The organism is Gilliamella sp. Pra-s52 (genome assembly GCF_009795805.1).
Taxonomy (GTDB): Bacteria; Pseudomonadota; Gammaproteobacteria; order Enterobacterales; family Orbaceae; genus Gilliamella.
In genome coordinates, this window is the sequence record NZ_WTEY01000003.1 from 153,009 (window position 1) to 178,116 (window position 25,108).

The following is a 25,108-nucleotide window of genomic DNA, read 5'->3' on the forward strand; positions in this document are numbered from 1 at the left end:
CATGATTTTATTAATAAATTAAACTTAAAATTAACTTTTATTTTAAATGTTTAAAGCCTAAGCTATATTTGGGTGGCACATTTAAGTTCAGATACAACATAAATATGCATTTTTATAATGCATAAACATATTTTATCTAGCAAATTAAACAATCTAAATCGTGATCAAAATCACTAAAAAAATCGATTTTTATGCAAATTTTTAGATAAAAATCACAACTTTTTTCATCTTAAAAAATAACATAGCAAGCTTTTTGGAAAATAAATGAGAAATATTTATATTAATATTCTAGTTAAAATAAATAAGATTAAAATAATAAGTGATAGGAAAATATAAAATTTTGACATGTCATGGCTAAAATACTGTTAAAAACTAATAAGGTGTTTTACCTTCGTTGCTCAAATCACTATAAACAACATGAATAATTTCTATAGATTAATAACGCAAAATAATTACATAATCAAATAAAAAAGAGAAACCACATATAGTTTTCTCTTTTTTTATTAATATGGTAAAAATACCGTTTAATTGATAATAAATAACATTTTTTTAGCTAATTGCTTAATAAAAGCTTTAATGTTCTGTATCAATTTCATCAAAGCTTTTTACTAGCTCATCAATAGCTTTCATCTGTTTTAAGAAAGGTTCGAGTTTTGCTAGTGGTAAAGCTGATGGTCCGTCACATTTTGCATGATTTGGATCTGGATGTGATTCTAAAAATAGTCCAGCAATTCCAACAGCCATACCTGAACGAGCTAGTTCAGTTACTTGACCACGGCGGCCACCTGAGGCGGCTCCCATAGGATCACGACATTGCAGTGCATGAGTAACATCAAAAATAACGGGTGATCCTTTGCTTGCTTTTTTCATAATGTTAAAACCAAGCATATCCACAACTAAATTGTCATAACCAAAACAACTACCACGATCACAAAGAATGATTTGATCATTACCCGCTTCTTCAAATTTTTCGACAATATTGCCCATTTGTCCTGGGCTGACAAATTGAGGTTTTTTAACATTAATGACCGCTCCAGTTTTAGCCATAGCGACAACTAAATCAGTTTGTCTTGCTAAAAAAGCGGGTAATTGAATTACATCTACGACATCAGCAACAGGCTGACATTGAGCTTCAGTATGGACATCGGTAATAATTTTAATATCAAACTGTTGCTTAAGCTCTTGGAAGATTTTAAGACCTTCTTCTAAACCAGGACCACGATAAGAATGCACTGATGAGCGATTAGCTTTATCAAAAGAAGCCTTAAAAATATAGGGGATATTTAGTTTATTAGTAACTGTCACGTAATGTTCACAGATTTTCATTGCTAAGTCACGAGATTCGAGCACATTCATACCACCAAATAGTACAAATGGGAGATCGTTAGCGACCGTAATATTACCAACATTGACTTTTTTTTGCTGCATCATAAAATTTTCCTAGTTAGGGTTTAAACCAGCGACCAAGAGTAACTCTATCATTACCACTATAGTCGGTAAAGGTTTCTACTAATTGAAATCCGTGTTGTTTAAAAATGGTTTGTACTGCTTCGCCTTGTTTCCAGCCATGTTCTATTAGTAACCAACCATATTGATTTAAGTGTTTAGTTGCGCCTTGTACAATAAGTTTTATATCAGCTAAACCATCATCTTCTGAAACTAATGCACTTCTTGGTTCATAACGAACATCACCTTGTGATAAGTGAATATCAGTTGGTTCGATATAAGGTGGATTACTGACAATCATTGAAAATTTACGGTTTTTTATTGGTTTATACCAATCACCTTGTAAAAAATAGACATTATTTACCCCTATTTGAGCTGCATTTTGTTGCGCTAATATTAGAGCATCTTTACTTTTTTCAATGGCGGTAAATAAGCAGTCTTGGCGTTCAGTTGCCATAGCAATCACTATCGCCCCAGTGCCAGTACCAAGATCCAATACTTCACAAGGTACTTTAGGTAAATATTCTAAACTTAGTTCGACTAATTTTTCAGTATCAGGCCTAGGTATTAACGTTGCACTGGAGACATTAAATTTCAAAGACCAAAACTCTTTTTCGCCAGTAATATAAGCAATAGGCTCACCATTTTTCCTGCGTTCTAAACATTCAGATAAAGCGATCAATTCTTCATCAGTTAGCAATGTTTCACTGAACGCCATTAAAAATGTCCGCGTTTTTTGCGTAACAAAACTCAGTAAAATTTCAGCATCTCGCTTTGGGCTTTCACTATCTGTTAAGGTTTGAGATGCACTTTTAAGCCATTGTAAATAGGTCATTCATCTTGTTCCGATAAAGCGGCTAATTGATCGGCTTGATATTCTTGTACAATTGGTTCGATCAACATGTCTAACTTCCCTTCCATAACTTCATCCAAACGGTAAAGCGTTAGGTTAATTCGATGATCAGTAACACGACCTTGTGGATAATTATATGTTCTGATTCTATCTGAACGATCACCCGAACCTAATAAATTACGTCTTGTAGATGCTTCTTCTTGTTGGCGTTTACGTAGTTCCGCATCTTGAATACGAGCGGCTAAAACTGACATCGCTTTAGCTCTGTTTTTATGTTGCGATCGCTCATCTTGACATTCAACAACGATGCCCGTAGGAATGTGGGTAATACGAATAGCAGAATCTGTTGTATTAACATGCTGACCACCGGCTCCAGATGAGCGATAGGTATCAATTTTTAAATCAGCTGGGTTGATTTCAGGCATTTCTGCTTCAGGGACTTCTGGTAAAACAGCAACAGTACAAGCAGAAGTATGAATTCGACCTTGTGATTCGGTTTCTGGCACACGCTGAACTCGGTGTCCACCCGATTCGAATTTCAAATGACCATACACCCCATCACCACTTACTAACATAATGACTTCTTTATAACCGCCATGTTCGCCATCATTTGCACTCATAATTTCAACACGCCAATTGCGTGATTCGGCAAATCTTGTATACATTCGGGCTAAGTCACCAGCAAAAATAGCCGCTTCATCACCACCCGTTCCTGCTCTAACTTCAACAAAGCAGTTATAATCGTCATTGGGATCTTTTGGTAATAATAGTACTTGTAATTGTGTTTCTTGTTCTTCAACCCGACTAAGTGCTTCGTTGAGTTCTTCTTGTGCCATTTCGCTCATTTCAGGGTCAGACAGCATCATTTTGGCTGTTTCAATATCCTCTTGGGTTTGCTTCCAATCGGTAAAACACTTAACTACACCAGTTAATTGTGAATATTCTTTAGACAAAGTGCGAAAGCGATTTTGATCGGCAATAACCGAAGCATCAGACAATAGAGCTTGAACTTCTTCATAACGCTCTTGTAGCGTTTCTAACTTACTGATAATTGAAGATTTCATAAAAATATATTTTTATAGAGATTAGTTGAATTTGCGTGGCATTATATACTTAATTGCCTTGAAAATATAGTTTAGGCTTGTTATCAAAAAGTTATCTCTAATCATTGCATAAGAAATCAATAATAAAACGATTGAATAAGATGAAAATTTTATAACTAATAAAAATGCCGTTAGTTTAAACTAACGGCATTTTATTAAGTAAATAAATTATTTATTGTTACTATTTCTTCTTCGCTTTAGCATTTGGTAAATCAGTGACAGAGCCTTCATAAATTTCAGAGGCTAAGCCAATTGATTCATGCAATGTTGGGTGAGCATGAATTGTTAATGCAATATCTTCGGCATCACAACCCATTTCGACAGCTAAGGTGATTTCACCAAGTAATTCACCGCCATTTGCGCCAACAACTGCACCACCTAATAGGCGATTATCTGCTTTATTGAAGATCAGTTTTGTCATCCCTTCAGAGCAATCAGAAGCGATAGCTCGTCCTGAAGCTGCCCATGGGAAGATTGATACTTCATAATCAATACCTTTTTCTTTCGCTTCTTTTTCAGTTAAACCAACCCAAGCAACTTCGGGCTCAGTATAAGCGATAGAAGGAATGGTTTTTGGATCAAAGAAGTGTTTTTTACCTGCAATCACTTCGGCAGCCACATGACCTTCGTGTACGCCTTTGTGCGCAAGCATTGGTTGACCAACAATATCTCCAATTGCATAGATATGTGGAACATTGGTACGCATCTGTTTATCGACTTCAATAAATCCGCGTTCGGTAACATTAACGCCTGCTTTTTCTGCACTAATTAATTTACCATTTGGTGTACGACCAATAGCCACTAATACCGCATCATAAGTATGGGTTTCGGTGGTACCGTCTTTCTTTTCCATGGTGACATAAATAGCATCATGTTTTGCTTCAACGGTAGTAACTTTAGTTTCCAATCGTAAAGTGAATTTCTTTTGGATCTGTTTAGTAAAGACTTTAATCACGTCTTTATCGGCAGCCGGAATCACTTGGTCAAACATTTCAACTACATCAACTTCTGAACCAAGCGCATGGTATACAGTCCCCATTTCAAGACCTATAATTCCACCACCCATTAATAATAATTTTTTAGGAATAGTGGTTAAGGCTAAGGCATCTGTAGAATCCCAAATACGAGGATCATCATGCGGAATAAAAGGCAACTTAATTGGACGAGAACCCGCTGCAATAATTGCATTATCAAAGGTGATTTTAGTAATTCCTTTTGAAGATGTCACATCCATGGTATGACTACCTGTAAATTGAGCTTCACCTTGAATCACATTGACTTTGCGCATTTTTGCCATACCGGCAAGTCCATTAGTTAGCTGGCTTATAACTTTTTCCTTCCAACCTCGGACTTTATCAAGTTCCAATCTAGGTGTACCAAAGTGGATACCATGTTCGGTTAATGATTTGGCTTCATCCATTACTTTAGCAACATGAAGCAATGCTTTTGATGGAATACAGCCTACATTTAAACAAACACCACCAAGTGTTGAATAACGTTCAACAAGAGTAACTTCTAATCCAAGATCGGCTGCACGGAACGCAGCGGAATACCCCGCTGGTCCTGCACCCAAAACAACAACTTGAGTTTTAACTTCTTGACTCATAATATTTCCTCCTACATCACTAAACGACGTAAGTCGGATAAGACGTTAACAATATGGCTTAAGAAACGCGCGCCATCAGCGCCATCAATCACACGGTGATCAAATGATAATGATAAAGGTAACATTAAGCGTGGTGTAAACTCTTTACCATTCCAAACTGGTTTCATGCTAGAGCGAGATACACCTAAAATACCGACTTCTGGCGCATTAACAATTGGTGTAAATGAGGTTGTACCAATACCACCAAGACTAGAAATAGTGAAGCAGCCACCTTGCATATCGCTACCAGTTAATTTACCTTCACGTGCTTTTTTAGAAATTGCAGCAAGTTCACGAGAAAGCTCAACAATACCCTTTTTATCAACATCTTTAAATACTGGCACGACAAGACCATTTGGTGTATCAACAGCAACACCAATATTAATGTATTTTTTGATAATTAAGGTTTGGGCATCTTCAGATAATGAGCTATTAAAGCGTGGATAGGCTGTTAATGCACTTGCTACCGCTTTCATGATAAACACAAGTGGCGTGATCTTAAGATCAAGTTTCTTCTTGTCTGCTTCTGCATTTTGTTGCTTACGGAATGCTTCTAAATCAGTAATATCCGTTTCATCAAATTCTGTCACATGCGGAATCATTACCCAGTTACGGTGTAAATTGGCACCTGAGACTTTTTGGATCTTCGTTAATGGTAAGCTTTCAACTTCACCAAATTTACTGAAATCAACTTTAGGCCATGGTAATAAACCAGGTAATGCACCACCAGTAGCACCACTTTCAATTTGTTTTACCGCATTTTTTACATAAGTTTGAATGTCTTCACGTAAGATACGATGTTTAGGCCCCGTTGCAGTAACTTTAGCTAGATTAACACCAAATTCACGTGCTAAACGTCGAACCGATGGTGTTGCATGTGCATAGGCATCATTTTCGACAAAATCGTTACCTGCTGGCGTTGCTGCCACAGCGGCTGTCACTGGTGCACTACTACTTGTAACAGGTGCTGCTGGTGCTGGTTTTTCAGCCACAGCAGGAGCTGCGTTAGCAACTGTAGCAGGAGCATTACTTGCAACAGTTTCAAATTCCATAATTTTGGAACCTGTTTTTACTTTATCGCCCACTTTTACCGTAATGCTTTTAACTGTACCGGCAATAGTTGCAGGAATTTCCATTGACGCTTTATCACCCTCAACAGTAATTAACGAATCATCAACAGATATAGTATCACCTACTTTTACCAAGATTTCGGTCACTTCAACTTCGTCACCACCGATATCAGGTACATTAACATCAACCGTTTGGCTAGCTGTCGCCACCGCAGGTGCTACTTCAGATTTTGGTGCTTCTTGTGCTGGAGCAGGAGCAGCCGATGCAACTCCGCCCTCTTCATCAAAGACCATGATGTCAACACCTGTTTTGACTTTATCACCAATTTTTACTGAAATGGATTTGACAATACCAGCTTGTGGGGCTGGAATTTCCATTGACGCTTTGTCACCTTCGACAGTCATGATTGACTGATCTGCTTCAACTTTATCACCAACATTAACCAGAATTTCGGTCACTTCTACTTCATCACCACCGATATCAGGTAATTTAATTTGAATACTCATTATGACAACCTCTTATGCAATTCTTGGGTTAAGTTTATCAGCATTGATTTCGAACTTTTTGATCGCTTCTTCAACAACACTTGTGTCAATATCACCGCGTTTAGCAAGTTCACCCAATGCAGCAACAACAACATAAGATGCATCGACTTCAAAATGATGACGTAAATTTTCACGGCTATCACTGCGACCAAAACCGTCTGTACCAAGTACTCGGTAACTTTCAGCTGGGACAAATCCGCGAATTTGTTCAGCAAAGAGCTTCATATAATCAGTTGAAACTACAGCAGGGTTGTTATTCATAATCTGAGCTACATAAGGAACTTTAGGTGTTTCACTTGGATGTAACATATTGTAACGTTCACAATCTTGTCCATCACGAGCAAGCTCTGTAAATGATGTTACGCTATAAACTTCAGAGCTAATACCATAGTTTTTCGCTAAGATATCAGCTGCTTCACGTACATGACGTAAAATTGAACCAGAACCTAATAACTGTACCGTCGGTTTACCTTTTTGACCTTCAACAGTATCAAGTTTATAAATACCACGACGAATACCTTCTTCTGCATCTTGTGGCATTGCAGGTTGTGCATAATTTTCATTAAGTGTTGTAATGTAGTAATAAACATTTTCTTGCTCACCATACATACGACGTAAACCATCTTGCATAATCACAGCAACTTCATACGCATAAGCTGGATCGTATGATATACAATTAGGGATGGTTAATGCTTGAATGTGGCTGTGACCATCTTGATGTTGTAAGCCTTCACCATTTAGTGTTGTACGACCAGAAGTACCACCAATCATGAATCCTCGAGCTTGCTGATCACCCGCTGCCCACATTAAATCGCCAATACGTTGGAAACCAAACATAGAGTAATAAATATAGAATGGGATCATTGGGAAGTCGTTAGTGCTATATGAAGTTGCTGCAGCTAACCATGAAGCAGTCGCACCACATTCATTGATTCCTTCCTGCAGAATTTGACCTTTTTCGTCTTCACGATAGTAAGCCACTTGCTCTTTATCTTGTGGTGTATATTGTTGACCATGTGGGTTATAAATCCCAATTTGGCGGAATAAGCCTTCCATACCAAAAGTACGAGCTTCATCAGCTAAAATTGGCACTAATCTTGGCGCTAATTCTTTGTCCTTAAGCATAATGTTAAGTGCACGAACAAACGCAATTGTAGTTGATATTTCTTTCGATTGAGCTTCAAGTAATGGCGCAAATTCGCTTAATTCAGGAATAGAAACTTTTCCTGAAAAATGAGTTAATCTTGAAGGGATATAACCATGTAAGGCATTACGGCGCTCATGAATATATTTGTATTCAGGAGTGTGCTCTTCAAATTTGATGTAAGGCAATTTTTCAAGCGCTTCATCGGTTACTGGAATATTGAAGAAATCACGCACATGACGCACACCATCCATATTCATTTTTTTCACTTGGTGTGCAATATTTTTCGCTTCAGCAGCTTCACCCATACCATAACCTTTAATGGTGTGAGCTAAAATAACTGTTGGACGATCTTTTGTTTCTTTTGCACGTTGAAATGCAGCAAACATTTTAGCAGGATCTTGACCACCACGGTTTAATCTAAAGATTTCTTCGTCAGACATGTCTTTAACTAATTCTGCTGTTTCAGGATATTTACCAAAGAAATGCTCACGAACATAAGCACCATCTTTAGATTTTAAGGTTTGATAGTCACCATCAAGCGTTTCATTCATCAATCGGATTAATTTACCAGACTTATCCTTTTGAAGGAGTTTATCCCAACGGTCACCCCAAAGAACTTTGATGACATTCCAACCAGCTCCTCCAAAAACGCCTTCTAATTCATTAATTATTTTACCATTACCGGTTACTGGACCATCTAATCGTTGTAAGTTACAGTTGATAACAAACACTAAATTATCGAGTTTTTCACGTGTTGCAACAGTAATTGCCCCTTTTGATTCTGGCTCATCCATCTCGCCATCGCCTAAGAAAGCGTAAACAGTTTGTTCAGAGGTATCTTTAAGACCACGATGATTTAAGTATTTTAAGAATCGTGCTTGGTAAATAGCACTAACAGGACCTAACCCCATAGAAACAGTTGGAAATTGCCAAAATTCAGGCATTAATTTAGGGTGAGGATAAGATGATAACCCTTTGCCATGCACTTCTTGACGGAAATTATCGAGTTGTTCTTCAGTTAAACGACCTTCAATAAAAGCTCTCGAATAGATACCCGGTGAAATATGCCCTTGGAAGTAAACTAAGTCACCACCATCTTTTTCATTGCGAGCACGGAAAAAGTGGTTAAAACAAACTTCATAAAATGTAGCAGCAGACTGGAACGATGCCATGTGCCCACCAAGTTCTAGATCTTTTTTTGAAGCCCTTAGTACCATCATAATTGCATTCCAACGAACAATTGAACGAATGCGTCTTTCTATTTCCCAATCGCCAGGATAAGCAGGTTGTTCTTCTACTGGGATAGTATTTATATAATTACTTGTTGAAGAACCAAAAAGTAGTGGCACACCACCATCTCTCGCTTTATTGACTATTTGTTCAATAATATACTGCGCACGTTCGATTCCCTCTTCGCGAATAATTGACTCAACACTTTTAAGCCAATCTTGAGTTTCAATGGGATCGATATCATTCATTTGCATGTCTGACATATAAAAACCTCTTTTTTGTTTAGAAAAATGCAGTATTTGCTATCCTTAATTAAATTGAAAAACATAACTAAACAAGCTAAAACTCTGCATTATGGAGCTTTATTCGTATCAGTCTGCCATTTATAAAAAAAAAGTAAAGCAAACTGCCTCTTTGAAAAGAATGTTAATTCCTATCAAATTAATCAACTATTTCAATACTAATAATTAAATTAACATTATTTATTTGATAAATAACAACATTTAACTTAATAGTAAATATAAATATTATTTTTAATAGCTATACTGAGAATAACTACAAGTTGTCAAGTTATTATAAAATCTGTTATATAACTGTAAAAATTACGGTAATACTACTTGAAGATAACAAAAAAAACTATGATCATTAATAATATCATAATCAAAGACTTAAAAATTAAACCATATGCGTACACCTATCAAGCTATGCATAACTTTACGAAACAACGCAATGAGAATTCCTTTGATGAAATCTGGTTAGTCGAACATGAACCTGTATTTACACAAGGTAAAGTTGGTAAAGCTGAACATATATTAAATCAGACGAATATTCCCGTTATTCAAACCGATCGCGGTGGACAAATTACTTATCATGCTCCAGGTCAACAAATCATGTATATTTTATTTGATTTAAAAAGACTTAAAATAGGTATCCGAGATGTAGTTAGTTATTTAGAAAATAGTGTCATTCAAACATTGCTCCATTATGGTATTATAGCTCATGCAAAACCTGATGCACCGGGTGTTTATATCAACCAAAAAAAAATTTGCTCACTTGGTTTGCATATCAGTCGAGGTTGCACTTTACATGGACTTGCATTTAATGTTGATATGGACCTTTCCCCTTTTAATAACATTAACCCTTGTGGCTATTCCGGATTACAAATGACTCAACTGAAAGAATATGTCTCTAAAATTAACCATAAAGAGATAAAACAACTATTAACTAATAACTTTATTAAACAGTTACCTCAAAGGTAAGATACTAATTATGCAAAATAATGAAACAATAATCAGAAGCACAAAATATCGCGATGCAGATAAAACACGCTTAATTCCAACAATAACATTAGAAGATGCAGCGCCACTAAAAAAACCAGAATGGATGCGAATTAAATTATCTGCTCACTCTGATAATATTGCGCACATTAAAAATACTATGCGCAAACATGGATTACATTCAGTTTGTGAAGAAGCTTCTTGTCCTAATTTAGCTGAATGTTTTAATCACGGTACAGCTACTTTTATGATTTTGGGCGACATTTGTACCCGCCGCTGCCCTTTTTGCGATGTCGCACATGGTAGGCCATTACCACCAGACAGCAAAGAACCAATTAAACTAGCACAAACCATTCAAGAAATGAAATTACGGTATGTTGTTATTACCTCGGTTGATAGAGATGATTTAAAAGATGGTGGAGCTAGCCATTTTGCTAATTGTACTCGAGAAATAAGAGCATTAAACCCAAATATAAAGGTTGAAACATTAACGCCTGACTTCCGTGGTTGTATTCATGAAGCAATTGAAGTTTTAAGTGATAATCCACCTGATGTATTTAATCATAATTTAGAAAATATACCTCGCTTATATAAGAGAATCCGTCCTGGCGCTAGCTATGAAGGATCACTTAAATTATTGGCAGCGTTTAAAGAACAACATCCAGAAATTCCTACAAAATCTGGTTTAATGGTAGGACTTGGTGAAACCAATCAAGAATTAGTTCAAGTGTTAAAAGATCTGCGCAATCATGGTGTTACTATGTTGACACTTGGTCAATATTTACAACCAAGTAAATATCACTTACCAGTGGAGCGTTATGTTTCACCACAAGAGTTTGAAGAATTGAAGCAAACGGCGTTAAATATGGGATTCACTCATGCCGCTTGTGGACCATTTGTGCGTTCATCTTATCATGCTGATTTACAGGCAATGGGCAAAGAGGTGAAGTAATCTTCACCTCTTTTATTATTCCGTTCAAAAATTAAATCAATTATCTACTACCATAAAACGGCGATTTTCGGTAACGATTTGTAAAAAAATCGGTAAGCTAATTTTTTCGCCTTTTCGTAATTTACCATTAAGATCATAAATTTTAGAACGCCCAAAAGCATCTAAAACTACTGTTTTATCATCATACAGTGCAGCAATAGTATTTTCACTACCTGCAACTAACCATTGTCTAGAATTAAGATTAAATAGATTTCTACCTTGGCTATACTGTTTTGGCGGTGTAGTAACATAAAATACATCTTGCATTAATGTACGCATAATATCAGTTTGCGAAGTTACTTCTGTTATCTGGGCTTTCCCTTTATTTGGCCATGACATAATTAAAGGTACTTTTAATGATGCTCGATTAAAATCATTACCTACATTGCGTAATGCTAATTTTTTTGCTTCATCAATTTTAATATCATTCGTTCCAGTAATAATAATAACCGTATTATTATAAGCATTAGATAATTTTAAATAAGCAATTAATGATTCAATATACTGATCTAGCTTTTTAGCATCAGATTGTAGTTCAGATATCGAAACTTTTTTGTTTATATTACCTAATGAATATTGGATTATAGAAAACAAAGGTGCATGATTATCAAGCTTATTCTGTTCTTCATGCCATGCCATCCAGTTTTCGGTTATTTTTTTATTAGATTGTTTTTTAGGTTCTGGTATTGAAAAATTAGATAATAATGCAGAACGATATAATGGTTCTGCAAAACCATCTGCTGAAAATAATCCCAAATTATATTGCTGGTTAGTAACAACATCGAACAATACAGACGGTTTATGCCCGACGAGAATACTGTTGTAGTAATTCGGATCCAATCCATAAAACAGTGAAAAATCATTCAAATAAGATTGATTACTTGCACCATAGTGATTAATAAAAACAATGTTATCTTGAGAAAACTCATTAAGCCACGACATATGTTTAGTTAATAAATTAGTATTCCATCCATCAATAACAATCATTAATACGTTATTTTTTATTGGTGGTTGATCATAAACAATGCGCCCCAAAGGATACTCAATTGTCATTGCAAACGGATTTCCTTCTTGAGTAATACGATCGTGATAATCATTTTCTTTCATGAAACCATAACGCTCAAGAAAGTGACGAGCGGTTAAAGGATAAGAAAGCGGAAGGCTTGAACGCTGCATAGTAATTGGTCGATAAAAATTAGCATCCGCCCAGATATGAATCAAATGAGAAGTAATGAAGCAAACAATAAAAATTATAACGACTGGTTTAGCGTAGCGTTTACGTTTACTTAAACTACGTAGTTTTTTCCAGCTCCAGGCTGAAAATAAGATCTCAATCAATAAAATAAATGGTATAGCAATAAATACTGTACTCAAATAAGAAACTTTTTGTGATGAAAACAATTGCCAAATTGATAAATTAAGATGCATCCTAAAATGAGAAAAAACTTGAATATCAATAATCAGTAACGAAAGCCCTACTGTTGCAAAAAATGTCGCAATAATCCTTTGCCATCGAGAAGAATGAATAAAAAAGCTTAACGGAAAAATTAAAATTAAATAACCAACAAAAGTTAAATAACTAAAATGACCAATAGCACTAATAATTGCATAAAATCGCCCCATAAAGGTACGAGGCCAATCGGCAATAAGTAAATATTGACTACCAAGTAAAATGACAACAAAAATATTAAACAACGTAAACCAGTGACCCCAGCTAACAATTTGTGAGGCACGATCGTCTTTGAAGTAAGTATTTTTGATTTTGAGCATATTTAATTGTTGATAATGGTCGTAATGAAGTAAAACAAACAGCAAATTGTGACTTAGTTTACCCGATTTTAAAAAATCTTTCTGTAATTTTTTTATTCGTTAGCATAAAGATTTTGGTAATCTGTTGGCGATACAATCGATACTTGTTATAATTTAAAGATGAAAATAAGCTAACAAAAAAGACAATAATTTTGGCAATTACACAACTCAACGTACAACAGATCCAACCTGATTTATCATATATTTCTGAACTGAAAAACCAAACTAATACTTCAAAAACATTAGAGGAAAAAAAGTCAGAACATTTACTCATGTGGCAACCACGTGTTGCATCTGCCTTGTCACTGTTATGCCCCAACAAAAGAAAATACTATAGCCCACGCTTTATGTTGCTTAAAGCACCTGAAAGTGAGCTTTTTTTTGATCTATTACAGCAAGCTATTAAATGTAATTTGCCTTCATCACAATTAGGTTACAGTTATTTTTTTAGTGAAAACAAAATTACACTTACCAAAGCAAAAAGTAAACAAGATAATTTTGCTGCTCAAGACAATTGTTTATTTGCATCTTCTGTGGATGCTGAAAAGCTTTTTGGCTGTGTTAGACAACCAGAAAGTAACCCTATAAAATTACAAGCAGGACTTGTTCATCAGGCTAATGGTGGCATTTTAATTTTGGGTCTTCGCTCTCTACTGAGCCAACCTTTACTATGGACAAGACTAAAACAAATGGTAATAAAACAAGAGTTTGAGTGGGTTTCAACAGATGAATCTCATCCTTTACCTTTGTCGATTCCACCAATGCCTCTTGACTTGCGCATAGTATTGGTTGGGGACAGGCTAAGTTTAGCTGAATTACAAGATTTTGAGCCTGAATTTTATTCAACGTCTATTTATGCTGAATTTGAAAATGAATTACAAGTCACATCAGCATCGCAAATTAAGCAATGGTTTAATTATTTAAACTTTATCGCAAACAAACAACAATTACCTAATATTGACACATTAGCGTTTGAAAAAATTCACAAAGAAGCAACACGTTATACCGGTGATCAATATTACTTACCGCTTTCAGTTGATTGGTTGAATTCGCTATTAGTCAATGCGGCTCACTTTACAAAAAAAAACACTATTGACCAATCAGCGGTCGAAGAAGCGATAAAACAAAAATCGTGGCATGAAGATTATTTGAAAGAAAGACTACTCGATGAAATCTTCAGTCATCAAATAATGATTAATACTAAAGATCAAGTTGTTGGCCAAATAAATGGATTATCAGTCATTGAATATCCAGGGTATCCAAAAGCTATTGGAGAACCAACACGGTTAAGTTGTCTTATTCATTTTGGTGATGGAGAACTAATTGATATTGAACGAAAAACAGAACTAGCAGGTAACATTCATTCAAAAGGGATGATGATAATGCAGGCATTTATTATGTCTGAATTTGCGATTAATCACCAATTACCTTTTTCAACTTCTTTGGTGTTTGAACAATCCTACAATGAAATTGATGGCGATAGTGCTTCACTTGCAGGACTTTGCGCTATCATTAGTGCATTATCCCAACAGCCAATCGATCAACAATTAGCTGTTACTGGTTCAGTAGATCAGTTCGGGCATGTTCAATCAATTGGTGGTGTGAACGAAAAAATTGAAGGATTTTTTGCTGTTTGTAAGTATCAAGGGTTAACGGGACAACAAGGTGTAATCATTCCTGCTACCAACCAACGTCACTTAAGCTTAAGTGATGAAGTCATTGAAGCAATCAAACAAGAAAAGTTTTCGGTATGGACAGTTGAACATATTGCTGATGCGCTTTATTTACTGACAGGCATTCCTTACAAAGATAAAAGCAGTATTAATCTTTACCAGTTAATACATGCTCGTATGCAATCAGTATTATTACAAGATAAAAAACAAGATAGTTGGCTAAGTAAATGGCAAAAATATTGCAAAAAGTAACAATACCCAATAAACTCTAAACCCAAATTTTATTAAAAATAAAAATAACTAGGCAACTTTCAATTTTTAAAATATGTTTTAATTTATATTAAATAAAAGGTTTTTTTATGACATTTGAACGTAAATCATCATACGATAAAGCAGATTTAATTAAATCAGGAAATAATGAACTATTTGGTCATGATGGACCACCATTACCGTCTGATTTAATGTTAATGATGGATCGTATTATCGAAATGAATGAGAATGGTGGTAATTTTGGTAAAGGATTTGTCGAAGCGGAGCTTGATATTAATCCTGATTTATGGTTTTTTAAATGTCATTTCAAAAATGATCCTGTTATGCCTGGTTGCCTAGGACTTGATGCCATGTGGCAACTAGTTGGCTTCTATTTAGGCTGGATTGGTGGTAAAGGTAAAGGTCGTGCTTTAGGTGTTGGTGAAGTAAAATTTACAGGGCAAGTATTACCAACCAATAAAAAAGTGACTTATAAAATCCATTTTAAACGTGTAATTAATCGTAAATTAATTATGGGAATTGGTGATGGTGAGGTTTTTGTTGATGGCAAACTCATTTACCAAGCGTCCGATTTAAAAGTAGGTCTATTCCAAGATACCAACGCATTTTAATTTAACGTTCTCTTTTGTCAGCTTTACTCTATATGAGTGAAGCTGCATATCATGGATTTTTTTATCATATTCAAAACATGAACAATTGTGAAATAACTCATTAATTGTCAATTAAAAAGAGCATCGCAGCTTACTGAATTTCAATAACCAATGTATAATGCTACAAATTTCATTTTTTCCTTAATTAATAATGAATCACATAAAACATCTATTTGTTTGTATTATTTTATTTTGTTTATCAAACACATTAGCTTACGCTGATTTCAGCGGTAAAGTTGTCAAAGTCATTGACGGCGATACCGTCGATATTCTAACCTTCACAAAACAAAAAATCCGCGTTCGTTTACTTGATATCGATGCACCTGAACGCAGTCAAGCTTATGGCAATGCATCGCGAAAACACTTAGCCTTACTCATTGCAGGGAAAAACGTGTTCGTTAAAGAAAATAAAAAAGATATCTATAAAAGAGCCTTAGGTACTATTTTCTTAAATAAAGTCAATATCAATGCCAAGATGGTCGAAGATGGTTATGCTTGGGCCTATCGTTATCACAACACAGCTAACAACAAAGCAATGGTAAAACTAGAAGAAATTGCTAAACAAAACAAAAAAGGGCTATGGAAAGATAAACATCCAATAGCCCCATGGGATTATCGTCACAATAAACAATAATCACGTTCAGAAGTACTTATTTTTTAGGAATTGAAGCTTCAAGTTGTTTAAGCAAACCCATACCTTGTTTACAAGCTGACTCTTGTTTGTCTTCAGGCATTGAGGAAATTTGTTGTTTTCCCATTTCTAAGTTTTGTTTAATCATACCTATCATATCAGATTGTTGCTTCGTTAGAGAACCTTCAGGAATAGCTTTAACTAAACTATCAACTTTATCAAAATAGGTTTTACATGATTCAGATAAATCCTCCGCCATAGAAATGGTAGAGAAACCTAATAACACAACAGATAATAATAATTTTTTCATTTTACTTTTCTTTCCTTACATCATAAATTTATTAGAAATATCATAAAAAATGATAATTAATGCTAAAAATAGCCAAAGTATAATAAAAAATTTAAAGTGGCAAGTCTATATACAAAAATACCCTACCAGTAACTACTTACTGATAGGGTATTAATCAACAAATAAAGTCTAAATTTTAGATAATGGTAACATCAGCAGCCGCGGGACCACGTGGACTATCTTGAATAGAAAATTCTACTTGTTGACCTTCACCTAAGGTTTTAAAACCATCGCCTGAAATTGCAGAAAAGTGTACAAATACATCTTTGCTACCATCAGCAGGAGAAATAAAACCAAAACCTTTACTTTCGTTGAACCATTTAACTTGACCAGTTTTCTTAGACATAATAATCTTCCTATAAATAAATTAATCTCAGCCACTAAGGGCTATATTCAAAAACATAAAACCTAGATTACTTATTAACACTAAGAAGAAGATACTAAAGAAAACTAATTCCAAAGACGAGTAAACTACAAACTACATATATCTAAATGTTATAAAATAAATCCGCATGTCATATGCTTATGACTATTTACGCATAAAAAGATCACTAATGCAAGCAATCTTTTGAAAGATTTATTTAAGAAACGAACATAAAAAAATTATAGTTTGTTTATTCAATGGGATAACGTTATAAACTTATATTAGCTTTCTGCCATTTGTTTCGATTTTTTTATCGTAGCTTCAACTGCATCAATCACAGCTGCTCTAAATCCATTTTCTTCTAGCGCATGAACGCCTTCAATAGTTGTACCAGCAGGAGAACAGACCATATCTTTTAACTCGCCTGGGTGCTTACCTGTTTCTAATAATAGTTTTGCCGATCCCAAAACAGCTTGTGCAGCAAACTTATAAGCTTGTTTTCTGGATAATCCCCCTTTTACTGCACCATCAGCAAGTGCTTCAATAAACATAAAAACAAAAGCTGGAGAAGATCCACTAGCACCAATAACAGCATCAATTAAATACTCAGGCACAACTTCTGTTTCACCAATACAATTTAATAACTGTTGAACGACAGACAATTCCTCATCGTTAACTTCAGTATTCGGTGTAATTGAACACATAGCTGCATTAACAAGCGCGGGGGTATTTGGCATAACACGAACAATTTTTTGCTCATAACCAACACATTTTGCAATTGTTTTAATAGTAACACCGGCTGCAATTGAAATAACGATAGTGTTCTTTTTTAATTCTTTTTGAATATCACTAAGTACATCCACAATCGCATTAGGTTTAACGGCAATAAAAACAATATCCGACTCACGAGCAACATCTCTTGCAGAATCAAGATTATGAATAGAATAATTTTGATTAAGAACTTGACCTTTATCAGGATGAGGGTCATAAACATACATTTGTGTTCCAGATACAATATTACTTGCTAAAATACCTTGTAATATCGCATTACCCATATTGCCTAAACCGATAAAACCAATTCGTTGTTCCATTTATTACCCTCTTTTAAGAAAGACTATTTAAAAGATTATAAATGATTTTAAATAGAAATCTCAAAATTTTGTATTAAAAAAACTCAACATCAAGTGCTATAAAAATAATAAATTATGTTAATTTTCTGGCATCACTTGCATTCCATATTGCTGTCCTGTCTGCATAAGGGATAAAATCTGCTTAATTTTACCTTCATTGATTAAATTACTTACAGCTGGAGTATTGATAAGCACTTCAAATAAAGCTTTACGTTCATTTTCAGTGGTGACTAGTTTTTGACTTATTATTGCCTTTAAACTACGAGATAATTGGGTGCGAACAAAATTTCGTGAACTCTCTTCAAATACATCAATAATACGATTAATGGTCTGAATGGCAGAACTTGTATGTAAAGTAGCAAAAACTAAGTGCCCTGTTTCAGCTACTGTTAATGCGGTTTGAATAGCTTTTTTATTACGTAATTCTCCAAGCAAGATTATGTCAGGATCTTGCCTTAAAAGGCTATCAAGTGCATGATCAAAAGTTGTAAGTTCCCTTTGTTGAATTAGTGAATATTGATTGTGATAAATAAATTCAATAGGATCTTCTAAAGTAATAATGTGTTTAGATTGAGTCAAATTAATGTACTCAATTAATGATGCAAGTGTCGTCGATTTACCACTTCCTGTGGCGCCTGTCACTAAAATAATACCACTTTCATGCATTATTAGCTTTTTGAAAACCTCAGGAGCACCTATTTCAGCCAGTTCTGGAATATCATTTTTAATGATTCGAAACACAGCCGAAATACCACGTTGTTGATAAAAAATATTGACTCTAAAACGCCCTATTTCAGGAGATTGATAGGCTAAATCAATTTGTTTTTCTTGTTGTAATTGTATTTTTTGTGATTGATTGAGTAACGTTAATAATTCAGTTTCTAACGCTAAAGGTGATAACTTTTCATTTGATAAACACTGTAATTGTCCATTAATGCGAATGCGTGCAACTTCACCACTTGAAAGGTGCAAATCGGACGCTTTTTGCGTTACACTAAGCGACAACATTGAATTTAACATTACATTTGACCTATTGGTTTATTAATTGGGAATTAACATGAATACAGTACGTGACAATTTACTTACTATCAGAAGCACAATTCAAAAAATAACCGAAAAATGCGAAAGAGATCCCAATACAATCGAACTTATTGCGGTCAGTAAAACAAAACCCGTGACCTTAATCAAACAAGCAATAGATGCCGGTCAACTTTCTTTTGGTGAAAACTATGTTCAAGAAGGTGTTGAAAAGATCCTGCACTTTAAACAAACCCATCCCAACACGCCATTAACGTGGCATTTTATTGGTCCATTACAATCGAACAAAAGTAAATTAGTCGCCGAACACTTCGATTGGATGCATACCATTGATCGTTTTAAAATTGCTAAACGCTTAAATGACCAACGCCCTACATCAATGGCTAAATTAAATGTATTAATTCAGGTCAATATTAGCCAAGAAGCAAGTAAATCAGGGATTTTACCTAACGAAGTAGCAGATTTGGCTAAGCAAATCCTTACACTACCCAATTTGAATTTGCGTGGTTTAATGGCCATTCCTGAAATTGAAAATGATTTTGACAAACAATTACATGTCTTTATTAAAATGCAGGAACTACTACATTCTTTACAAGCCGATTATCCATTTATGGACACATTATCTATGGGCATGAGTAACGACATGCAAGCAGCGATTATTGCTGGTAGCACAATGGTTCGCATTGGCACGGCAATTTTTGGAGCAAGACAGTATTTGTGATATATTGCCTAGATAGTTTATTTTAAGGAGTCTTAAATGGCATCGCTTTATTTTTTAGGAAAAACCCTTTTAACGGTATGCTTATACGTTTTAATTCTACGTTTATGGATGCAACGTGTACGGGTCAATTTCTATAATCCATTTACCCAATTTATTGTTCGAATAACCCAACCAATTATTGCACCACTCCGCAAAGTTATTCCCTCTATAAAACATATAGATACAGCTACATGGGTTCTTTTATACTTTTTTGCTTTCATAAAAATTACGTTTATTGGCTATTATGGAATCATCAATAATTTAAACTGGCCTGTTGGATATCTTTTATATGCTATTGCGGCTATCGCTCACGCATTTGGGCATTTATTATTTTGGTTATTACTATTTAGAGCAATTTTAAGTTGGGTAAGCCGAGGGCAATCGAATGCTGATGAATTGCTTGTCCAACTAACAGAACCACTTATAGCACCAATTCGACGCATCGTACCACCTATTGGCATGATCGATATTTCATTTATGATTTTTGTATTTATTTTGATGTTTTTAAATATGTTTGCTATTGATATTGTGGGATATTTATGGCTTGTACTTTAAATCCAAATAACAGGGAGCAATAGCAACCTTAGCTTGTTAAAAAAAAGCGCGCTTTTTAGCGGGCTTTTTTGATCTAATCGCACAATAGACAAATAACAACAAACCTTGCTAAGTTTGAAAATCGCCCACTAAAAAGTGATTTTATTACGAATAAAACTGTCAGGAAAGGTATTGATTTTATTGATTTTTTCAAAACAAGATCATATCATCAATATGCTAGTTAAATTAAATGATATCAAGGCGGATAAACAAGCTGATAATGCCATAGCTTTTTTAGATAATATGATCTTCCCAACAAATTACATCTTTTTCATAAACAATGCGATTTTTAACCGAAATTTTTAGCTTGTGCATAAGTTTCTTATTGCCCGTAATAAGCGGATGCCAATCAGGTAATTGCCCCGTTTCAGAAAAATAACGATAAGTACAAGTTAATGGTAACCATTCAATAGTGAGAAGGTTATCACGAGTTAACTTGATACAATCAGGTTCATAATCGAAGCGATTATAATAGTGTTTACATTGACAAGTATTAGAATCAAGCAAATTGCAAGCGACATTGGTATATAATATTTCGTCAGTATCTTCATCCATCAATTTATTTAAGCAACACTGACCGCAACCATCGCAAAGTTGTTCCCATTCATCGTCGCTCATCTGTTCTAACGTTTTATGCTCCCAAAATGGCTCAATCATACTTTAAAATCATCTTCTTTTAACATTTGTAAAAAAAATCCATCTGTTTTGATTTTTTTTTCAATTTCATCCAAAGTCCCCACAACAAAACGTCTTTTGCCATCAAGAAGCACTTTCATCACAAATACCGGCGAACCAAAAATAGACATTATTTTTTCAGGAATAGCTGAAAAATCATTTTCATTTTCCATATATAAATAACAATTTTCTTTTTTGGTACTTCGATAAATATAACACCACATCATAAAATAAAACCTTCACTCATCAATATTATGTAAGACAATTTTGTAAATAAACACCAGCGCCAAATAGACCAGGATCATCATGTGTTATCACATAAACAGGGATTTTCTTGACTAAATATGACATACGACCTTTATGTTCAAAAGCCTGTCTAAATGGTGATGTTTTAAAAAATTCAATAAAACGTGGTACAATCCCACCAGCAATATAAACACCGCCTTGTGTATTAAGTGTTAATGCTAAATTACCACCAAAACGCCCCATAAAAGTACAAAAATAGGTTAATGTTTGTAAGCAAAGTGGACAGCTTTTTGATAATGCTTTTTTGACAATAATATCGGGTGTAATTTCTTCTATTGGTTCATTGTTAATATGTTGTAAGGCTTGATAAATATTAACAATCCCATTACCCGATAAAAACCGCTCTGTAGAGACACGTCCAAATTTTTTTCGTAGTTCGGCTAAAATACGATCTTCATCATCGCTTGTCATTGGCAATTCAGTATGTCCGCCCTCTCCTGGTAACGTAATCCAATGTTCATTGACTTTAATCAAATGTGACACACCAAGCCCTGTTCCAGCACCATAAATCGCAATGGGGTAATTTAAATTAGGTTCGTCACCACCAATTTTTACAAGATCTTGTTTTGGTAATTTAGCAATTGACATTGATACTGCTGTAAAATCATTAATCACTTCAAGCTTAGTCAAATTTAATTCTTTAACAAGCTCTGAACGTGAAAATGACAAATTGTTATTTGTCATTTTTATCACATCACTATCATCGATCGGGCAAGCAATAGCAATACATGCCATTTTAACGATTACCGATTGGGATGCTAAATAGTTTTTAACTAATGTTAATAACACATCATCTTTTGCAATAAGCACTTTAGTAATTGATGATAATTCATTAGTTGCTAAGTTATAAAGTGCAAATCTGGCATTGGTTCCACCGATATCGGTAACTAGAGCATATTGACTCATGTTATTTCCTTTATGATAAATTAATTTTTTTATTTAAATGACAAGCATTAACTATCAATTGAAGAAAGTATAACTGCTAATGTCCTTAAATACTGACATAAAACTCACTCAATTACCTAAAATGATAACCACAAAGATGATCTCCATTAATTCACAAAGTATTAACGGATAAAGATAATAAGATAGAGTAATCTATAGCCACTTCTTAAGCTTAAAATAAATATAAGGTGCAACACCCGCTAATAACATCAATAGTAATGAAAATGGGTAACCATATTCCCATTTTAATTCAGGCATAAATTCAAAGTTCATACCGTAAGCTGATGCCACCACTGTTGGTGGTAAAAACACAACCGAAACCACCGAGAAAATTTTAATAATTCGACTTTGTTCAATATTAATAAAACTGGTTGCAGCCTGCATTAAAAAGTTCACTTTTTGAAATAATGATTCATTATGTGGCACAAGCGATTCAATATCTCGAATCACCTCACGAGCTTGTTCTAGCTGATCCACAGGCATTTTAGCTCGACGAACTAAATAATTGACCGCACGCTGGCTATCCATTAAACAAAGACGCACTTTCCAAGCAGTATCTTCAAGTTCAGCTAACGAAGTAATGGCTTCATCATAATGTTCTTGAGCTGAGCGATCCATAATAATTAAGCTCAACTCTTCAAGTTCACTATAAATATTTTCAATTTGATCGGCTAACTGCTCAACTTTAACTTCAAATAAATCAAGTAATACTTCGTAAGGATTTCCATCACCCATAGTTTGATAACGTGAACGCATTCGATATAAACGGAATGCAGGTAAATCGCGTTCACGCAATGTAAACAAACGTCCATTATGCACAGTGAAAGCCACTGTCGAGTTACCAGCTCGATCTTCAGCATCTTCGTAAAAAAAGAATGAGTGGACATGTAAACCTTCATTATCTTCAAAAAAACGCGCTGATGCTTCGATATCATCTAGCTCAATACTGGTTGCTAAGTTTTGTCCTAAATGTGTTAAAACAAAATCACGATCGGCTTCTTCTGGTTCAATTAAATCAATCCAGGTCGCATTATTAATATCGCCTTCATTAATTTTTACTAATTGTTTGTTTTTTAATCCAAACGCATTAATCATAAGGCCTCCTATTGAGGGAATTTTTTAGAACATTACATTAACAAATGCTTGGTATTATACTCGTTATAGCAACAAATTCCTATGTCCACACCAATCTTTCTATATCTTTATAAAAAGAGAGCAAAATTCCATAATTGAATTAAATTCGCTGATATTACTGTAGTCTCATGTTACAATATGCAACTTAAATATTTATGCAATTTTTAGGAGTCAAGAATGGCCAATCGAGGAATAAATAAAGTCATTTTAGTTGGTAACTTAGGTCAAGATCCCGAAGTTCGTTACATGTCTAATGGTAACGCCGTTGCCAATATTAGTATTGCAACGTCAGAAACATGGAAGGATAAACAAACTGGTGAAAACCGTGATCGTACTGAATGGCATCGCGTTGTTATATTTGGTAAATTAGCTGAAATTGCGGGCGAATACCTAAAAAAAGGTTCACAAGTTTATCTTGAAGGACAATTACAAACTCGAAAATGGCAAGATCAATCAGGACAAGATCGTTACACAACAGAAGTTGTAATTAACCCTATTGGTGGTACTTTACAGATTTTAGGCGGACGCAATAATGGTGAAAACATAGGAGGCAGTTCACAAAATTGGGGACAAAGTGCCAATAACACATCATCTGCACCAGTGACTCAATCCCGTTCTACAACACAAAATGCACCAGCACAACCTGCAGCAACACCAGAACCGCCTATGGATTTTGATGACGATATTCCATTCTAGGATCTACTTTAAATTAAAAGTATAAAAAACCTCTTTAGAATCCCTTAGTAATTAAGGGATTCTTTGTTTTTATTTCATATAAAATAATTATAGGAAATTGTCTAGTTTATACTTCATGATTAAAATACCTTCTAAAAACTCATATAAAAATTAATAAAGCGTTTTAGCTTTGTTTTCTCGCTTTTGAATCGTTAGTATAATTAATAGGATAAATAAAAAACGGTAACACAATTTAAATAAAGCATTCTCATTGTTTATTAAAATAAATATTAAAAAACATTTGTAATGGACAAAATAGATAATCTAAAAATCAGTCAGGAAAAGCATTGATTTTATTTAAGTTTTTTTGATAAAAATGTTTTAAAAAACTTCAATAAAATCAATACCTTTCCTGAACACTTTTTTAAAAGCAAAGTCCATGTCCAACATAACCATTTTGATCAATTTATTTGTCAGTTTTTTGCATATTTTAGTTTTATTGTCAAAATAAAGAGACTATTGCAAGTCATAGATAAAACAATGTCGTTGAAAGCCATACTATTCTCGTAGCTCAAGTACAAAAATAAGTAAATTTGTTGCGTAGACTTCCTTAACCAAAAAATGTTTCAGCAAATTTTATCAAAAAATTCGCAAAAAACGGGATTAATAATGTAAATATCCCAAACTTAGTACACAACTCACGTAGAAAATTAGCTGCTTGTTTTAGTGTTTTATACTCAATCGGTGTCATGTTATTTAATGCCTCATGCGGTCTTTCGGTGTTATAAATCGTTAAC

Annotated in this window: 23 protein-coding genes and 1 pseudogene; 8 read left to right on the forward strand and 16 right to left on the reverse strand. The window is 34.4% G+C overall.

Features of this window, described 5'->3' with window-relative positions; genetic code table 11:
• Positions 1-573: 573 nt before the first annotated feature.
• The 6 genes from kdsA to aceE all read right to left on the reverse strand — a co-directional run bounded on the left by kdsA (position 574) and on the right by aceE (position 9,303).
• Positions 574-1,428: a 3-deoxy-8-phosphooctulonate synthase gene (kdsA, locus tag GQ594_RS04470; RefSeq protein ID WP_160411708.1), complete on the reverse strand. Its 855-nt coding sequence runs from the start codon at positions 1,426-1,428 to the stop codon at positions 574-576.
• Between the two features lie 16 nt (positions 1,429-1,444).
• Entirely contained in the window at positions 1,445-2,281 is an 837-nt protein-coding gene (prmC, locus tag GQ594_RS04475) for a peptide chain release factor N(5)-glutamine methyltransferase (RefSeq protein ID WP_160401222.1), read from the reverse strand.
• Positions 2,278-3,363, reverse strand: coding sequence for a peptide chain release factor 1 (prfA, locus tag GQ594_RS04480; RefSeq protein WP_160411615.1), 1,086 nt, complete (start codon positions 3,361-3,363; stop codon positions 2,278-2,280). Before prfA ends, prmC begins: the two co-directional genes overlap by 4 nt.
• Before the next feature lie 220 nt (positions 3,364-3,583).
• Entirely contained in the window at positions 3,584-5,008 is a 1,425-nt protein-coding gene (gene lpdA / locus GQ594_RS04485; RefSeq protein ID WP_160411614.1) for a dihydrolipoyl dehydrogenase, read from the reverse strand.
• Positions 5,009-5,019: 11 nt separating this feature from the next.
• The gene (gene aceF / locus GQ594_RS04490) at positions 5,020-6,624 is read right to left on the reverse strand and encodes a pyruvate dehydrogenase complex dihydrolipoyllysine-residue acetyltransferase (protein ID WP_160411613.1); all 1,605 of its coding nucleotides are present in this window, start codon (positions 6,622-6,624) and stop codon (positions 5,020-5,022) included.
• 12 nt (positions 6,625-6,636) lie between these two features.
• Positions 6,637-9,303 (reverse strand): pyruvate dehydrogenase (acetyl-transferring), homodimeric type, encoded by a 2,667-nt coding sequence (gene aceE / locus GQ594_RS04495; RefSeq protein WP_160401211.1) that lies wholly within the window; start codon positions 9,301-9,303, stop codon positions 6,637-6,639.
• Between the two features lie 375 nt (positions 9,304-9,678).
• Between aceE and lipB the strand changes: the two genes are divergently transcribed.
• Together lipB and lipA are read left to right on the forward strand one after the other, a co-directional pair.
• Positions 9,679-10,299 (forward strand): lipoyl(octanoyl) transferase LipB, encoded by a 621-nt coding sequence (lipB, locus tag GQ594_RS04500; RefSeq protein ID WP_160401210.1) that lies wholly within the window; start codon positions 9,679-9,681, stop codon positions 10,297-10,299.
• A gap of 10 nt (positions 10,300-10,309) precedes the next feature.
• Positions 10,310-11,269 (forward strand): lipoyl synthase, encoded by a 960-nt coding sequence (gene lipA, locus GQ594_RS04505; protein ID WP_160411612.1) that lies wholly within the window; start codon positions 10,310-10,312, stop codon positions 11,267-11,269.
• A gap of 36 nt (positions 11,270-11,305) precedes the next feature.
• Here the strand turns inward: lipA and GQ594_RS04510 are convergent, their stop codons facing one another.
• Entirely contained in the window at positions 11,306-13,078 is a 1,773-nt protein-coding gene (locus GQ594_RS04510; protein ID WP_160401208.1) for a DUF3413 domain-containing protein, read from the reverse strand.
• 386 nt (positions 13,079-13,464) lie between these two features.
• Between GQ594_RS04510 and GQ594_RS04515 the strand changes: the two genes are divergently transcribed.
• From GQ594_RS04515 to GQ594_RS04525, 3 genes are all read left to right on the forward strand, one after another.
• Complete coding sequence (locus GQ594_RS04515; RefSeq protein WP_442903577.1) at positions 13,465-15,042, forward strand: AAA family ATPase; 1,578 nt, start codon at positions 13,465-13,467, stop codon at positions 15,040-15,042.
• A gap of 107 nt (positions 15,043-15,149) precedes the next feature.
• On the forward strand, positions 15,150-15,671 hold the full coding sequence (gene fabA / locus GQ594_RS04520) for a bifunctional 3-hydroxydecanoyl-ACP dehydratase/trans-2-decenoyl-ACP isomerase (RefSeq protein ID WP_034909831.1): 522 nt from the start codon (positions 15,150-15,152) through the stop codon (positions 15,669-15,671).
• A gap of 190 nt (positions 15,672-15,861) precedes the next feature.
• On the forward strand, positions 15,862-16,344 hold the full coding sequence (locus tag GQ594_RS04525; protein ID WP_202112469.1) for a thermonuclease family protein: 483 nt from the start codon (positions 15,862-15,864) through the stop codon (positions 16,342-16,344).
• A 16-nt stretch (positions 16,345-16,360) separates the two neighbouring features.
• Here the strand turns inward: GQ594_RS04525 and GQ594_RS04530 are convergent, their stop codons facing one another.
• From GQ594_RS04530 to GQ594_RS04545, 4 genes are all read right to left on the reverse strand, one after another.
• On the reverse strand, positions 16,361-16,651 hold the full coding sequence (locus GQ594_RS04530; RefSeq protein WP_160411611.1) for a DUF5339 domain-containing protein: 291 nt from the start codon (positions 16,649-16,651) through the stop codon (positions 16,361-16,363).
• Positions 16,652-16,826: 175 nt separating this feature from the next.
• Positions 16,827-17,036 carry a transcription antiterminator/RNA stability regulator CspE gene (gene cspE, locus GQ594_RS04535; RefSeq protein WP_034909833.1) on the reverse strand — a complete coding sequence of 70 codons (210 nt, stop codon included), beginning with the start codon at positions 17,034-17,036 and terminating at the stop codon, positions 16,827-16,829.
• A 299-nt stretch (positions 17,037-17,335) separates the two neighbouring features.
• On the reverse strand, positions 17,336-18,145 hold the full coding sequence (gene proC, locus GQ594_RS04540; RefSeq protein ID WP_160411610.1) for a pyrroline-5-carboxylate reductase: 810 nt from the start codon (positions 18,143-18,145) through the stop codon (positions 17,336-17,338).
• Between the two features lie 117 nt (positions 18,146-18,262).
• On the reverse strand, positions 18,263-19,204 hold the full coding sequence (locus GQ594_RS04545) for a type IV pilus twitching motility protein PilT (RefSeq protein ID WP_160411609.1): 942 nt from the start codon (positions 19,202-19,204) through the stop codon (positions 18,263-18,265).
• A gap of 37 nt (positions 19,205-19,241) precedes the next feature.
• On the opposite strand from GQ594_RS04545, the gene GQ594_RS04550 reads away from it, so the two are divergent.
• Positions 19,242-19,943: a YggS family pyridoxal phosphate-dependent enzyme gene (locus tag GQ594_RS04550; RefSeq protein ID WP_160401202.1), complete on the forward strand. Its 702-nt coding sequence runs from the start codon at positions 19,242-19,244 to the stop codon at positions 19,941-19,943.
• Between the two features lie 36 nt (positions 19,944-19,979).
• Positions 19,980-20,537: a YggT family protein gene (locus tag GQ594_RS04555; RefSeq protein ID WP_160411608.1), complete on the forward strand. Its 558-nt coding sequence runs from the start codon at positions 19,980-19,982 to the stop codon at positions 20,535-20,537.
• A 273-nt stretch (positions 20,538-20,810) separates the two neighbouring features.
• On the opposite strand, the gene GQ594_RS04560 is transcribed toward GQ594_RS04555, so the two are convergent.
• From GQ594_RS04560 to corA, 4 genes are all read right to left on the reverse strand, one after another.
• The gene (locus GQ594_RS04560) at positions 20,811-21,233 is read right to left on the reverse strand and encodes a YcgN family cysteine cluster protein (protein ID WP_160401200.1); all 423 of its coding nucleotides are present in this window, start codon (positions 21,231-21,233) and stop codon (positions 20,811-20,813) included.
• Positions 21,230-21,478: a YcgL domain-containing protein gene (locus GQ594_RS04565; RefSeq protein ID WP_160411607.1), complete on the reverse strand. Its 249-nt coding sequence runs from the start codon at positions 21,476-21,478 to the stop codon at positions 21,230-21,232. Before GQ594_RS04565 ends, GQ594_RS04560 begins: the two co-directional genes overlap by 4 nt.
• Positions 21,479-21,503: 25 nt before the next feature.
• Complete coding sequence (locus GQ594_RS04570) at positions 21,504-22,463, reverse strand: glucokinase (RefSeq protein ID WP_160411606.1); 960 nt, start codon at positions 22,461-22,463, stop codon at positions 21,504-21,506.
• Positions 22,464-22,655: 192 nt separating this feature from the next.
• Positions 22,656-23,597 (reverse strand): magnesium/cobalt transporter CorA, encoded by a 942-nt coding sequence (gene corA, locus GQ594_RS04575; RefSeq protein ID WP_091122078.1) that lies wholly within the window; start codon positions 23,595-23,597, stop codon positions 22,656-22,658.
• A 216-nt stretch (positions 23,598-23,813) separates the two neighbouring features.
• Here corA and GQ594_RS04580 point away from each other — a divergent pair, with 216 nt between their 5' ends.
• On the forward strand, positions 23,814-24,332 hold the full coding sequence (locus GQ594_RS04580; protein WP_160411605.1) for a single-stranded DNA-binding protein: 519 nt from the start codon (positions 23,814-23,816) through the stop codon (positions 24,330-24,332).
• A gap of 589 nt (positions 24,333-24,921) precedes the next feature.
• Here GQ594_RS04580 and GQ594_RS12170 read toward each other — a convergent pair.
• Positions 24,922-25,108 (reverse strand): annotated as a pseudogene (locus tag GQ594_RS12170) (hypothetical protein); the annotation flags it as partial.